Consider the following 14923-nt stretch of genomic DNA (forward strand, 5'->3'; position numbering starts at 1 on the left):
GGTGCGTGCCGCGGTCGCCCGGTGTCACTCCTGCGCCGTGGCGACCGTCACCGGCCGCACCCGCAGCGCCGCGCGTCCCGGCACGGCGCCGGCCGCCAGCGCGAGGAGGCCGGCGAACCCGACGACGCCGACGTAGAGCAGCGGGGTGACCGTGGGTGCGGCCCGGCCCGTCATACCGAGGCTGAACGCGCTGAGCACGGCGAGGGCGATGCCGCTGCCGAGCGAGGTGGCGAGGAGGACGACGGACAGGATCTCGGTGCGCAGCATGCGCAGGACCTGCCGGCGGGTCGCGCCGGCGAGGCGGAGCAGCGCGAACTCCCGGACCCGCTCGGCGACCGACATGGCGAGCGTGTTGCCGACGGCGATGGCGGTGAAGACCAGCACCAGCCCCATGGCGAGGTAGTTGACCTCGGCGTTCGTCTGCTCCTGGTCGGCCTGGAGGGCATCGGCGGCGGCCGGCGACAGCACCCGCACTCCCGGGAATCCACGCAGGGTGGCCGCCAGCTCCCCCTGTGTGCGGGTCGTGCCGACGAGGACGGAGGAGGCGAGCGGGTTGTCGACGTGGGAGGCCACGAGGTCGTGGTCGAAGGTGAGGTCGCCGAAGCCGAGACCCCTGGCGTAGACGGCGGCGACGGTGAGGGTGGCGGGCGTGCCGTCGCCGAGCGTGACCTTCAGGGTGCTTCCCGGCTCCAGGTGCTGCCGGTCCGCGGCCACTTCGCTGACGGCGACGGTGCCGGGGCCGAGCCGGTCCAGGGAGCCGGCGGTGACCTCCGGGTCCCAGGTCCGGGTCAGACCCGCCGGGGTCACGCCCTGCGCGGGGTACTTGTCCAGGCCGACACGGACGGTCGTACGGACCACCTCGGTGACCGTGTCGTGCCGTGCGCGCAGCCGTCCGGCGGCCTCGCCGGGGACGCCGGGCCCCTGGGCGGCCACGACCCAGTCGGCGCGGACGCCTTCGCGTACCTGGGCGCGGGCGGCGCCCCCGAGGGTGTCCTGGACGAACAGGACTGTGCAGGTCATGCCGACGAGCAGGGTGAGAGGGGTGACGACGGAGGCCATCCGGGCGGCGTTGCCGCGCAGGTTGGCTGTGGCGAGCCGGCCGCCGTGCCCGGTGAGCCGGAGCGGGCCGGCGAGCAGCAGCACGGCGGCCCTGACCAGGAGCGGACCGAGCAGGGCGACGGAGGTGGACAGGACGACGACGGCGAGGAAGGTCACCGGGGTCGAGGCGGGCTCGGTGCGCAGGTAGGCGAGGACGACGACGAGGACGGTCCCGCCGGCCAGGAGCAGCAGCCCGGCGGCGATCCGGCCGAGGGCGGGCCGGGTGCGCTCGGTCCCGGCCTCGGCCAGGGCCTCGGCCGGGTGGATCCGGGCGACCCTGTGTCCGGCGATCCGGGCCGCCGCCCAGGCGGCGAGGAGGGTGGCGGCGAGGGCGACGAGGGGCGGGAGGACGCCGACGGTGTGTTCGAGGGTGTCGGGTACGGCGCCCAGGGCGACGAACCTGGAGTACAGCCAGGCGCCCAGCGGCAGGCCGAGCAGTGCGCCGGCCGTGCCCGCCGCCGCGCCGACGATCAGCGCCTCCCGGCCGAGCAGCCCGCGGATCTGTCCGGACGTGGCGGCGACGGCCCGGAGCAGAGCGAGTTCGCGGTGGCGCTGCCGGACGGTGAGTCCGAAGGTGCCGACGACCACGAGGACCGCCACCAGCAGCGAGGTACCGCCCATCGCGCCACCCATGCTGACCAGCCGGGTGCGGGCGGCGGCCGCGTCCAGGAACTCGACGGGCCCGCGGGCCTCGCCGGTGCTGACCCGGGCCGTGGTCCCGTGCAGCGCCCGCGTCACGGCCCGGCGCACCCGCTCGGGATCCGCGCCCTTGGCCGGCAGCACGCCGAACGCGGTGACCTGCCCGGGGTGCGCGGCCAGCCGGCGGGCCTCGGCGGCGGAGAAGAAGAGGGACGTCTGGTGGCGCACGGGGGCGGCCGGGGTGGCGACACCGGTGATCCGGTAGCTTCGCGGGGCGCGCGTGGACTGCACGGTGAGCCGGTCGCCGGGCCGCAGCCGGGCCCGCGCGGCGAGGCCGGCGTCGATGACGAGGTCACCGCCGGCCGTGGGGGCGTGGCCCGCGGTCAGCCGGTACGGGGTGAGCGCGGCGGAGTCCCAGGCATGGCCGTAGGCGGCGTGGCCGCCGGTGCCGGCCGGGGTCGCCGGCTGGGCGAGGAAGGTGAGTTCCGGGACGACCCGGGCCACGCCGGGCGTGCGGGCGAGCGTGTCGCGCAGCCGCCCGGGAAGCCAGGCGCGTTCGGCGAGGGGTTTCGCCTTGTGCTTGACCTTGGTCTTGCCGTGCTTGTGCTTGACGGTGGTCCGGTGCACGTTCTGGTCCGCGGAGACCACGACGGGAGCGGCGGCGTAGCGCTCGGTGCGGATGGTGCCGCGCAGGCCGGTGTCGAGGAGGGTGCCGCAAGCGGTGATCAGGGCCGCCGCGCACATCAGGGCGAGAAAGGCGCCGAGGAATCCGGCCTTCCGGGCGCGGACGGTCCGCAGGGCGTAGCGCAGCATCATGGGGACGGGCTCTCTTCTGTTGTACGCGTCGGTTGCGTGCGCTGGGCGCGCGTACAGCGTCGCCGGTACAGGCGTGGGAGAGCACTGCGGCGACCCGGCGTCTTGGCCGGGGGTTGTCCCCACCCCCGCGGGCCGGGGGTTGTCCCCACCCCGAAGGCCCCGTCCCCGTGGGGTCAGAAGTCCCCGTCCCCGAGGAAGTCGGTGTCCTCGCCCTCCTCCTCCAGCGCCTGCCGGACGACGCGGAGGGCCATCCCCTCGGGGTAGCCCTTGCGGGCGAGCATGCCCGCAAGCCGGCGGATCCGCTTGTCGCGGTCCAGGCCGCGGGTGGCACGCAGCTTGCGGGCGACGAGGTCCCGGGCCGTCGCCTCCTCCTGCTCGGAGTCGAGCTGCGCCACGGCGTCCTCGATCAGCGCCGAGTCGACGCCCTTGGTCCGCAGTTCCCGGGCGAGGGCGCGGCGGGCGAGTCCCCGGCCGTGGTGCCGGGACTCCACCCAGGCGTCCGCGAAGGCGCCGTCGTCGACGAGCCCGACCTCCTCGAACCGGTCCAGCACCTCCCGGGCGACGTCCTCGGGAATCTCCCGCTTGCGCAGGGCGTCCGCGAGTTGCCTGCGGGTGCGCGGGGTCCCGGTGAGCAGGCGCAGGCAGATCGCCCGGGCCCGCTCGACCGGGTCCCCCGAAGACTCCCCCCGCTCGTCCCTCGCCGAGGCAGGGGCGCCTTCGTCCTCACCGGGCACATCCCCGAAACCGCGCCGCCGCCGGCCGCGGGCACGGCCCCCGCCCCGGGCGCCGCCGGATCCCCCGAAGCCACGGCCGCCGGGTGAACCGCCCCCGTACGGCTCGCCGCCCGCGCCGCCCGCCTCCGGGCCGCCGTCGCCCTGGTGTCCGCCGGCACTCCCGTACGCACCGGCGGCCCCGTGCCCGCCGGTGCCCTGGGCATCCAATCCGTCGTGCTCCCGGCGCCCCCGGCGCCGCTCGCGTACCCCGTGTCCGCCGTACCCGTCGGGCTCGCCGTACCCGTCGTCCCCGTGTCCGTCGTCACCGTCCGGGGCGGAGTGCGGACGGCCCCCGGTGCCCCTCCCCCGTGGGGCACCGGGGGTGGCGTACTCGTACTCGGCCCAGTCGGTTCGTCGTGTCATGGGTCAGCTCTTGGCTGCGGCGGCCTTGGGCTTGGTGGCCTTGGCGGCCGCCTGCGCGGGTGCCGGCTTGGCGGCGTCCCCGGCCGCCGCGGTGGTGACCGCCGCGTCGGCTCCCGGCTCGGCGGCGGGCTCCTCCGGCCGGACTCCCACGCCCAGCTTCTCCTTGATCTTCTTCTCGATCTCGTTGGCCAGGTCGGGGTTGTCCTTGAGGAAGTTGCGCGCGTTCTCCTTGCCCTGGCCGAGCTGGTCGCCCTCGTACGTGTACCAGGCGCCGGCCTTGCGGACGAAGCCGTGCTCCACGCCCATGTCGATCAGACCGCCCTCGCGGCTGATGCCCTGGCCGTACAGGATGTCGAACTCGGCCTGCTTGAAGGGCGGCGCGACCTTGTTCTTGACGACCTTGCAGCGGGTGCGGTTGCCGACCGCCTCCGTGCCGTCCTTCAGGGTCTCGATGCGGCGGATGTCGATGCGCACCGAGGCGTAGAACTTCAGCGCCCGGCCACCGGTCGTGGTCTCGGGGGAGCCGAACATCACGCCGATCTTCTCGCGGAGCTGGTTGATGAAGATGGCGGTGGTCTTGGACTGGTTGAGCGCGCTGGTGATCTTCCGCAGCGCCTGGCTCATCAGGCGGGCCTGGAGACCGACGTGGCTGTCGCCCATCTCGCCCTCGATCTCCGCGCGCGGGACGAGCGCGGCGACCGAGTCGATGACGATGAGGTCGAGGGCGCCGGAGCGGACCAGCATGTCCACGATCTCCAGCGCCTGCTCGCCGTTGTCCGGCTGGGAGAGGATCAGGTTGTCGATGTCGACGCCGAGCTTGCGCGCGTACTCGGGGTCGAGGGCGTGCTCGGCGTCCACGAAGGCGACCTGGCCGCCGGCCTTCTGCGCGTTCGCCACGGCGTGCAGGGTCAGGGTCGTCTTGCCGGAGGACTCCGGTCCGTAGATCTCCACGACACGGCCGCGCGGCAGGCCGCCCACGCCGAGGGCGACGTCGAGCGCGGTCGAGCCGGTCGGGATGACCTCGATGGGCTCCTTCGACCGCTCGCCCATGCGCATGACCGCGCCCTTGCCGAATTGCCGTTCAATCTGCGCGAGCGCGGCGTCGAGCGCCTTCTCGCGGTCGGTTCCTGCCATGGGTTCCACCCGGTTTGCTTGAGTCGATCGCTTCACGTCAAAGACGCTAACGCCTGCCACTGACAATGCGCCCCGACGCAGGCCCGGCCTGTGGATAACCGAGGGGCATATCCCCGCGAAGAGGGGCAAAAACCCCAGCCGACAGCCTCGCCTGAGTCTCCATGAGAATAGATGTTCGATTTTTGTGTCAAGCGCACCACCGACCACCCGGCGTGGCGCCGGGTGCCCCCGGTCCGGACGCGGAGACGCCGTGCGGCACGACGGCGGCCATGACGCTCGCGGCGGCCGTCGCCGTGGCAGCCGGACGGGCGGTGCCGTCGCACCGGGGGCGGGCGCGGAGCCCCGACCGCGCCGTGCGCGAGCGGTCTACGACCGCCCCTTCCCGCCGGGGCGACGGCCGGCCCACAGCCGCCGCGCGCGCGTGAGCGCGCCGGGACCGGACGGGGTCCTGCTGCGGTGCCCGTGCACCCGGGGGTCGTCCGTGACGGCGTACCGCTTGACGTACGCGCCCAGGAACGCCTGGAGGGTGGCCACCGCAGGGATGGCGATCAGCGCGCCGACGGCGCCCAGCAGCGCCGTGCCGGCGACGACCGAGCCGAAGGCGACCGCCGGGTGGATGTCGACGGTCTTGGCGGTCAGCTTGGGCTGGAGCATGTAGTTCTCGAACTGCTGGTAGATCACGACGAAGACCAGCACCCACACCGCGTACCAGGGGTTGACGGTGAACGCGATCAGCATCGGCAGCGCGCCCGCGAGGTACGTCCCGATGGTGGGGATGAACTGCGAGACCAGGCCCACCCAGACCCCGAGCACGGGGGCGTACGGCACGCCCATGAACTCCAGCAGGATGTAGTGCGCGACGCCCGAGATGAGCGCCATCAGACCGCGCGAGTAGAGGTAGCCGCCCGTCTTGTCGACGGCGATCTCCCAGGCGCGCAGCACCTCGGCCTGGCGGGCGGGCGGCAGGACGGAGCACAGGGCGCGCCGCAGCCGGGGACCGTCCGCGGCGAAGTAGAACGAGAACAGGCCGACCGTGAGCAGCTGGAAGAGGCCGCCGAGCACCTGGGCGGACACGTCGAGGACGCCGGCAGCGCTGTTCTGCACGTACTTGCGCAGCCAGGCGGAGTGGAGCAGGCCCTCCTGGATGTCCACCCGTTTGAGGTGGGTCCGGAAGCTCTTGTTGATCCAGTTGATCAACGAGTCCAGGTACTCCGGGAAGCCCTCGATCATCTTGATGATCTGGCCGGCCAGCATCGAGCCGAGCAGGGTGACGAACCCGGCTGCGGCGACGGTCAGGCCGAGGAAGACCAGGAAGGTGGCGAGCCCCCTGCGCATGCCGCGGGCCGACATCCGGCTCACCGCGGGCTCGACCGCGAGGGCCAGGAAGAAGGCGATCAATATGTTGATCAGCAGTCCGGTGAGCTGGTGGAAGGCCCAGCTGCCCAGCTGGAACGCGGCGATCAGCGCGAGCGCGAGCACCATGGCGCGGGGCAGCCAGCGCGGCATCCGGCCGCCGGGCGCCACGGCGCCGGCGAGCGGGGGCCGGCCGGGCGGGGTCGTCGCGGCCGGTGCCGCCTGCCGGGCGAACGGCTCGCCGGCCTCGGCGGTGGGTGCCAGGGGTTCCTCGTCAGTGGGTGCCACTCGCCCAGTCTCGCCCACGCCACCGACAACCGGAGCCCACGCCCGATCTTCATGCGGGATCGCAACCGTACTGTCGATTTCCCAGATGACAAAGACGGGCAAATCGACAGTTCGCGTTGCCCCTGACAACACGATGCCCTGATGGCCCGGCGGCGGTGCCGGGGCCGGTCAGCGCCTCTCGCCGGGCACGTCCATGACCGCGCACACCACGCGCCACACGTCCTTGGCCGCCCAGCCGGCGTCCAGGGCCTCGTTCACCGTGCGCCCGCCCAGTTCGGACATGACGTGATCGCGCGCGAACATCTCGGCGTACGCCGGACCGAAGTGTTCCGCCATTCGCTGCCAGAAGACCGTCAACCGCATGCCTTCAGTATCCCGCCCCCGGGGGTGGGGCCGCCCCAGAGCACCTGCGGGGACCGCTTCGCGCCCTACGGTCTGACCCATGGCAGATTCAGGAGTCTCCCCACTCCCCTCCACGCCCCCGGCGCGCTCCCCGCTCTTCCGCGCCGAACAGTTCGTGTGGCTCACCGCGCGCGTGCTGGAGCAGCGTCTTTTCGCGTACCACTTCCTGCACGGCTGCCCGGAGGCCGTGGAAGCGGCGCTGGACGCCTACCGCAATGAGGACGGCGGGTACGGGCACGCGCTGGAACCCGATCTGCGCGGGCCCGTCAGCCAGCCCCTGCACACCGCGCGCGCCCTCGGCGTACTGGACGCCGTCGGGCGCTGCGGCGGGCAGCGGGTGGAGCGCGTGTGCCGATACCTGACCTCCGTCTCGACCCCGGAGGGCGCCCTGCCGGCGGTCCACCCCGGCCAGCGCGGATATCCGACGGCGCCGTTCGTACCGGTCGTCGACGACCCTCCCGGCGCGCTGCTGTCCACCGGCCCGGTGGTCGGGCTGCTGCACCGCAACGAGGTGTGGCACGCCTGGCTGTTCCGGGCCACCGACTACTGCTGGCACGCGGTGGAGTCCCTGGAGAAGTCCCACCCCTACGAGGTGCGGGCCGCCGTGTCCTTCCTGGACTCGGCTCCCGACCGCCCGCGCGCGGAGGCCGCCGCCGACCGGCTGGGCCGCCTGGTGCGGGAGCAGCGGCTCGCGGCGCTGGACCCGGACCGGCTCGACGCGTTCCCGGTCGCCTCCGGCTACGCGCCCGGCGAGCACCACTTCCCGCACGACTTCGCCCGGAGCCCCGACTCGCTCGCGCGCGCCTGGTTCACGGACGACGAGATGGCGCGCTCCCTGGACCACCTGGCCGCCGGACAGCGGGAGGACGGCGGCTGGCCCGTCACCTGGCACCAGTGGGCCCCGGCGGCCACGCTGGAGGCACGCCCCCTGGTGACGATCGAGGCCCTGCGCACCCTGCGGGCCTACGGCCGCTTCGTGGGCTGAGCCGCCGCCCCGGGCCCTGCCCCCGGCGGAGCGGGCCCGGCTCGCCCCACCCCCGATCGGCGCTCAGGCCCGCACCGTCCGTCCAGCCGGCCGACCGATCGACCATCCGACCGGCCGGGACGCGAAGCCGCCCTTTGCCGGTTCTCGCAGGTCAGGCCGATTGTCAGTGGGTGGGTGCACGATGGACGCATGGTCAGCTCCGCACGCCGAGCCCTGGACGGCTTCTCCCCCGCGACCCGCGGCTGGTTCACGGGGGCCTTCTCCGCGCCCACCGCCGCCCAGGCCGGCGCGTGGCAGGCCATCCGTGAGGGCTCGGACGTGCTGGTGGTCGCCCCGACCGGCTCGGGCAAGACGCTGGCCGCGTTCCTCGCCGCCCTGGACCAGCTGGCCTCGGCCCCGCCCCCCGCCGACCCGAAGAAGCGCTGCCGGGTGCTGTACGTGTCCCCGCTGAAGGCCCTGGCGGTCGACGTCGAGCGCAATCTGCGCAGCCCGCTGACGGGCATCCGCCAGGAGTCCGTGCGGCTGGGGCTGCCCGAGCCCGAGGTCAGGGTCGGCATCCGCTCCGGTGACACCCCGGCCGCCGAGCGCCGCGCCCTGTCCACGCGTCCGCCGGACATCCTGATCACCACCCCCGAGTCGCTGTTCCTGATGCTGACCTCGGCCACGCGCGACGCGCTCACGGGTGTGGAGACGGTGATCCTGGACGAGGTGCACGCGGTCGCGGGCACCAAGCGCGGCGCGCATCTCGCGCTCTCCCTGGAGCGGCTGGACGAGCTGCTGCCGCGGCCCGCCCGCCGGATCGGCCTTTCGGCGACCGTGCGCCCGGTGGACGAGGTGGCCCGCTATCTCTCCCCGCGCCGCAAGGTGGAGATCGTCCAGCCGGAGTCCGGCAAAGAGTTCGACCTGTCCGTGGTCGTCCCCGTCGAGGACATGGGCGAGCTGGGGGGCGCCCCGGCGGCCGACGCCGCCGAGGGCGGGGAGCGGCCGTCGATCTGGCCCCATGTGGAGGAGCGGATCGCCGACCTGGTCCAGGCCCACCGGTCCACGATCGTCTTCGCCAACTCCCGCCGCCTGGCGGAGCGGCTGTGCAACCGGCTGAACGAGATCGCCTACGAACGGGCGACCGGCGAGACCCTGGACGAGCACCACGCCCCCGCCCAGCTGATGGGCGGCTCGGGCGCGGCCCAGGGAGCGCCGCCGGTGATCGCCCGCGCGCACCACGGATCGGTCTCCAAGGAGCAGCGGGCCCTGGTCGAGGAGGACCTGAAGGCCGGCCGGCTGCCCGCGGTGGTGGCCACCTCCAGCCTGGAGCTGGGCATCGACATGGGCGCCGTCGACCTCGTCGTCCAGGTCGAGTCCCCGCCGTCGGTCGCCTCCGGGCTCCAGCGGGTGGGCCGCGCGGGACACCAGGTCGGCGCCGTCTCGACCGGCGTCGTCTTCCCGAAGTACCGGGGCGACCTGGTCCAGGCCGCCGTGGTCACCGAGCGGATGCGCTCGGGCGCCATCGAGTCGCTGAAGGTCCCCGCGAACCCGCTGGACGTGCTCGCGCAGCAGGTCGTGGCCATGACGGCGCTGGACACCTGGCAGTTCGACGACCTGCTGGCCGTGGTCCGCCGCGCGGCCCCGTTCGCCGCGCTGCCCGAGTCGGCGTTCACGGCGGTCCTGGACATGCTCGCGGGCCGCTATCCGTCCGACGCGTTCGCCGAGCTGCGCCCGCGCGTGGTGTGGGACCGCGTGGCCGGCACGGTCACCGGCCGCCCGGGCGCCCAGCGGCTGGCGGTCACCTCCGGCGGCACCATCCCGGACCGCGGACTGTTCGGCGTCTTCCTCGCCGGATCCGACCCGAAGAAGGGCGGCGGCCGGGTCGGCGAGCTGGACGAGGAGATGGTCTACGAGTCCCGGGTGGGCGATGTCTTCACGCTGGGCACGAGTTCCTGGCGGATCGAGGACATCACCCGCGACCGCGTCCTGGTCTCGCCCGCGCCGGGCGTGCCGGGCCGGCTGCCCTTCTGGAAGGGCGACCAGCTGGGCCGCCCGCTGGAGCTGGGCCGCGCGGTGGGCGCGTTCCTGCGCGAGGTCGGCTCGCTGTCCGGGGACGACGCGCGGCTCAGGCTGCTGGCGGCGGGCCTGGACGCGTGGGCGGTGGACAACGTGCTGTCGTACCTGGCCGAGCAGCGTGAGGCGTGCGGCCATGTCCCCGACGACCGCACGATCGTCGTGGAGCGGTTCCGCGACGAGCTGGGCGACTGGCGGGTCGTCGTGCACTCGCCCTTCGGCGCGCAGGTCCACGCCCCCTGGGCGCTCGCCCTCGGCGCCCGACTGTCCGAGCGGTACGGCATGGACGCTCAGGTCATGCACGCCGACGACGGCATCGTGCTGCGCCTGCCCGACGCCGACCTGATGGGCCTCGACCTGCTCGACCAGGAACCGGCGAGGGCGGGCACCCCCCTCGACACGGCGGTCGACAGCGAGCAGGCCCCGGTCGGCGCGGCGGACGTCGCCTTCGACAAGGGGGAGGTCGACCAGGTCGTCACCGACCAGGTCGGCGGCTCGGCACTGTTCGCCTCCCGGTTCCGCGAGTGCGCCGCCCGCGCGCTGCTGCTCCCGCGCCGCAACCCCGGCAAGCGCACCCCGCTGTGGCAGCAGCGCCAGCGCGCCGCCCAGCTGCTCCAGGTGGCGAGCGAGTTCGGCTCGTTCCCGATCGTCCTGGAGGCGGTCCGCGAATGCCTCCAGGACGTCTTCGACGTCCCCGGGCTGGTCGAGCTGATGGGCGACATCGAGTCCCGCAAGGTGCGCCTGGTCGAGGTCACCACCCCCGAGCCGTCCCCGTTCGCCCGCTCCCTGCTCTTCGGGTACGTCGCCCAGTTCCTGTACGAGGGCGACTCCCCGCTGGCCGAGCGCCGCGCCGCCGCGCTGTCCCTGGACTCGCGGCTGCTGGCCGAGCTGCTGGGCCAGGCCGAGCTGCGCGAACTGCTCGACGCCGACGTGCTGACCGAGCTGGAACGCGAGCTGCAGTGGCTCACCGAGGACCGCCGGGTCAAGGACGTCGAGGGCGTCGCCGACGTGCTCCGGCTGCTCGGCCCGCTCACCGACGCGGAGCTGGTGGCGCGCGGCGCGGAGCCCGGGTGGGCACGCGAGCTGGCCGGGGCGCGCCGGGCCATCAAGGTGCGGATCGCGGGCGCCGACCACTGGGCGGCCGTGGAGGACGCGGGCCGGCTGCGCGACGCGCTCGGCACGGCACTGCCGGTCGGTGTCCCCGAGGCGTTCACCGAGCCGGTCAAGGACCCGCTGGGCGACCTCCTCGCGCGGTACGCCCGCACCCACGGCCCGTTCACCTCGGCCACCGCGGCGGCCCGGTTCGGGCTCGGTGCCGCGGTCACCGACGGCGCCCTGCAACGGCTGGCCGCGGCCGGCCGGGTCGTCCAGGGCGAGTTCCACCCGGCCGGGATCGGCCAGGAATGGTGCGACGCGGCCGTGCTGCGCCGGTTGCGCCGCCGCTCCCTGGCGGCCCTGCGGCACGAGCTGGAGCCGGTGCCGCCCGCCGCGCTCGCCCAGTTCCTGCCGCAGTGGCAGCACATCGGCAGGGGCCACGAGCTGCGCGGAGTCGACGGCCTGGTGCGGGCCGTCGAACAGCTCCAGGGCGCCTCCGTGCCCGCCTCCGCGCTGGAGAAACTGGTCCTGCCCTCCCGCGTGGCCGGCTACACGCCCTCGATGCTCGACGAGCTGACCGCCGCGGGCGAGGTGGTGTGGGCCGGCGCGGGTGCCCTGCCCGGCAAGGACGGCTGGATCTCCCTGTACCTGGCGGACGCGGCCCCGCTGCTGCTCCCGGCACCGCACCCGCTGGAGCCGACCGCGCTCCACCAGTCCGTCCTCGACACCCTCTCCGGCGGGTACGGCCTGTTCTTCCGGCAGATCGCCGACCAGGTCCGCGCCACCACCCACCCCGACGCCACCGACCCCCAGCTGGCCGACGCCCTGTGGGACCTCGCCTGGTCGGGCCGGCTCACCAACGACACCCTGGCACCGATGCGCGCCCTGCTCGGCTCCGGCCGTACGGCGGGCTCGACCGCGCACCGCGCCAAGCGCGCCGTCCCGCGCGGGCGCTACGGCTCCCTGACGGCCGCCGCGCGCACCGCCTCGCGCACCGGCCCGCCGACCGTCGCGGGCCGCTGGTCGCTGCTGCCGGCGGCCGAGCCGGACGCCACCGTGCGCGCCCACGCGCTGGCCCGTACGCTCCTGGACCGGCACGGCGTGGTCACCCGGGGTGCGGTCGCCGCGGAGGGCGTGGAGGGCGGTTTCTCGGCGGTGTACCGGGTGCTGTCCGCGTTCGAGGAGAGCGGTCAGGCCCGGCGCGGTTACGTGGTCGAGGGACTGGGCGCGGCGCAGTTCGCGATGGACGGCGCGGTGGACCGCCTCCGCGCGGTGGCGAACGCCCGCGAGCGTACCGAGGGCCTGCCCGCCCCGACCGGCCGGAACGGCTTCGGCTTCCCGGGCCCGGCGAACGGCTTCGGTACCCCGGGACCCGCGAACGGCTTCGCCGGACAGGGTTTCCCGAACCCGTTCGACGGCCCCCAGGAGAGCCCCGGGACCCGGGGAGCCCACGACCCCCGTGGCGCCCACGGTGCCGAGGGCGCCGCCGGCACCCCGCACGGCCGTGCCACCGCCCCCGGCTCCTTCGACGGTGCCGACGGCGGTCTCACGCACCCCGGCCCGGACGGAGACTTCACCTGGCCGCCGGACGACCACGCCGGCGGCGACGGTGACCCGTTCTCGTCCCACGGCCTCGCGGACCCGTTCGCCTCCCCCGGTTACGGCGGCCCCCGCGGCGGCACCGGAACCGCCCCCGGCCCGGGCGGCTCCCCGGGCGCGGCCCCGCCCCGCGCCCACGGCCACCCCGGCTACGGCGGCCCCGGCCACGGCCGCCCGGGATCCGCCGCGCCCGGCCCGCGTGCCGTGGTCCTCGCCGCGGCCGACCCCGCGAACGCCTACGGCTCCGCGCTGCCCTGGCCGGAGCCGCCGGCCGGAGCCGGGCACAAGCCGGGCCGGAAGGCGGGTTCGCTGGTGGTCCTGGTGGAGGGCGAGCTGACGCTCTACATGGAGCGCGGCGGCAAGACGCTGCTGGCCTGGCCCACCGCGCCGGACGCGGACACCGCCGCGCCGGACGACCCCCGTCTCCGCACGGCCGCCGAGGCGCTGGCCGCGGCGGCGCGCGCGGGTTCGCTCGGCACGGTCACGGTGGAACGGATCAACGGCACCCCGGCCCTGACGTCCCCGGCGGGCACCCTCCTGGAGGCGGCGGGCTTCGTGGCCACACCCCGCGGCCTCCGCCTCAGACCATGAGGCGGGATCACGACGCCGGCCCCTCGCCGGCGCGTCGCCCGCCCGGCACCGGCCCGGCACCGCCCCGCACCCCCGGCGCGCCGACCCCGCCCCGCCCCGCCCGGCGGGGCGCCCCGGCCGCCGCCGCGAGCGCCCCGCGCGCCCGCCCGCCCACGTGGCACGCTTGAGGCATGCCCGAAGGTGACACGGTCTGGCAGGCCGCGCGGCGGCTGCACGAGGCCCTCGCGGGCAAACCGCTGACCCGCAGCGACTTCCGCGTGCCCAAGTACGCGACGGTCGACCTGGCCGGCCGCACGGTGCTGAACACCATCCCGCGCGGCAAGCACCTGCTGACCCGCTTCGAGGGCGGCCTGACCCTGCACACCCACCTGCGCATGGAAGGCGCGTGGAAGGTGTACGGCACGGGTGAGCGCTGGCGGGGCGGACCGGGCCACCAGATCCGCGCCGTCCTGTCCACCGCCGACCGCGCGGCCGTCGGCTACCGCCTCCCGGTCCTGGAGCTGCTGCGCACGGCGGACGAGGAGCGGGTCGTCGGCCACCTCGGCCCCGATCTGCTCGGCCCGGACTGGGACCCCGAGCGCGCCCTGGCCAATCTCCTGGCGGACCCCGCCCGACCGCTCGGCGAAGCCCTGCTGGACCAGCGCAACCTGGCGGGCATCGGCAACATCTATAAGAGCGAGCTGTGCTTCCTGCTCGGCGTGACCCCGTGGCTGCCCGTCGGCGCGCTCCCCGCCGACCGCGCCGAGAAGCTGCCCGCCCTGGCCCAGCGGCTCCTGGAGGCCAACCGCGACCGCCCGGTCCGGCAGACCACCGGTGTGCCCCGGCACGACCTGTTCGTCTACGGCCGCGCGCCCCGGCCCTGCCTGCGCTGCCACACCTCCGTCCGCGTCGCCGACCAGGGCGACGGCTCCCAGGACCGCCCCACCTACTGGTGCCCCACCTGCCAGCCTGGCCCCGCCCCGGCGCCCGGCTCCCCGCAGCGCTGGCGGGAGAAGTACCCCCGCCGCCCCCGCACCCCTTGACGACCCCGCCAGGTGACGACTCGTCAGACATACTCGTACCGCCCCCGTCACGGCACCGCGCACGCACGTACGGCCTCGGCGGACGCCGGCGCCCTCGTCAGCGGAGCCGCCGGCGGCATCGGCCGGGCCTGGTCCGTACTGCTCGCCGTGGCGGGCGCGGCGGTGCACCGGACCCGCCCCCCAAGAGCGTCCGCCTCGACCGCGCGCCCGGGGCGCGCGCCGAGACCGTGAGGCCCCGGAGGACACCGCCGGACCGGGCCGGCGGGCCGGACGGCGGCGCGCACGCGGTGTCGCACCCGGCCCCGGACGTGCCGGGGTTCACGACGGGCCGGACACCTCGCCCGAACGGGGATGCCGCGATGCCTTGGTGACGCTCCCGGCCCGCCAGGCGGCCCCCCAGCACCCCGTCGGCACGGCCCCGGCCGCGCGCGCCTTGGGCGCGCAGTGCACCGGCAGCAGGCTCAGCCCCCAGCCGCCGGCCACGACGGCCCCCTCCAGGACGCCCGGACCCTGCCCCAGGGTCAGCCGCAGTACGGCCCACCACCACAGGGCCCCCAGCCCGAGCGCCGCCCCCAGGCGCACTATGCGTCCCGCCATGCCCGCCATCACCTCCAGCCGGACGCTAGACCGGCGTCCGCCCGGCGCGGGAGGCGCACCACGGGCTCACCGATGCATCACCGGACCACACCGTGGAATGCCCGGCCGCTCCG

Annotated in this window: 9 protein-coding genes; 3 read left to right on the forward strand and 6 right to left on the reverse strand. The window is 75.2% G+C overall.

Annotation, left to right across the window (positions count from 1 at the left end; all coding sequences use genetic code 11):
• Positions 1-24: 24 nt before the first annotated feature.
• From ACZ63H_RS10925 to ACZ63H_RS10945, 5 genes are all read right to left on the reverse strand, one after another.
• Complete coding sequence (locus ACZ63H_RS10925) at positions 25-2553, reverse strand: ABC transporter permease (protein ID WP_469863615.1); 2529 nt, start codon at positions 2551-2553, stop codon at positions 25-27.
• A gap of 173 nt (positions 2554-2726) precedes the next feature.
• Positions 2727-3689: a recombination regulator RecX gene (gene recX / locus ACZ63H_RS10930; protein ID WP_469863616.1), complete on the reverse strand. Its 963-nt coding sequence runs from the start codon at positions 3687-3689 to the stop codon at positions 2727-2729.
• 3 nt (positions 3690-3692) lie between these two features.
• A complete protein-coding gene (recA, locus tag ACZ63H_RS10935) occupies positions 3693-4823 on the reverse strand; it encodes a recombinase RecA (protein WP_469863617.1) in 1131 nt (376 codons plus the stop codon).
• Positions 4824-5189: 366 nt separating this feature from the next.
• On the reverse strand, positions 5190-6440 hold the full coding sequence (locus ACZ63H_RS10940) for an AI-2E family transporter (protein WP_469863644.1): 1251 nt from the start codon (positions 6438-6440) through the stop codon (positions 5190-5192).
• A 192-nt stretch (positions 6441-6632) separates the two neighbouring features.
• Positions 6633-6827 (reverse strand): DUF3046 domain-containing protein, encoded by a 195-nt coding sequence (locus tag ACZ63H_RS10945; protein ID WP_467942182.1) that lies wholly within the window; start codon positions 6825-6827, stop codon positions 6633-6635.
• A 79-nt stretch (positions 6828-6906) separates the two neighbouring features.
• On the opposite strand from ACZ63H_RS10945, the gene ACZ63H_RS10950 reads away from it, so the two are divergent.
• From ACZ63H_RS10950 to ACZ63H_RS10960, 3 genes are all read left to right on the forward strand, one after another.
• On the forward strand, positions 6907-7851 hold the full coding sequence (locus ACZ63H_RS10950) for a hypothetical protein (RefSeq protein ID WP_469863619.1): 945 nt from the start codon (positions 6907-6909) through the stop codon (positions 7849-7851).
• A gap of 189 nt (positions 7852-8040) precedes the next feature.
• A complete protein-coding gene (locus tag ACZ63H_RS10955; protein WP_469863620.1) occupies positions 8041-13191 on the forward strand; it encodes an ATP-dependent helicase in 5151 nt (1716 codons plus the stop codon).
• Between the two features lie 170 nt (positions 13192-13361).
• Entirely contained in the window at positions 13362-14213 is an 852-nt protein-coding gene (locus ACZ63H_RS10960) for an Fpg/Nei family DNA glycosylase (RefSeq protein WP_469863622.1), read from the forward strand.
• A gap of 318 nt (positions 14214-14531) precedes the next feature.
• Here the strand turns inward: ACZ63H_RS10960 and ACZ63H_RS10965 are convergent, their stop codons facing one another.
• Positions 14532-14810, reverse strand: coding sequence for a hypothetical protein (locus ACZ63H_RS10965; protein WP_469863623.1), 279 nt, complete (start codon positions 14808-14810; stop codon positions 14532-14534).
• Positions 14811-14923: the final 113 nt, after the last annotated feature.

The organism is Streptomyces sp. NPDC104831 (assembly GCF_055583025.1).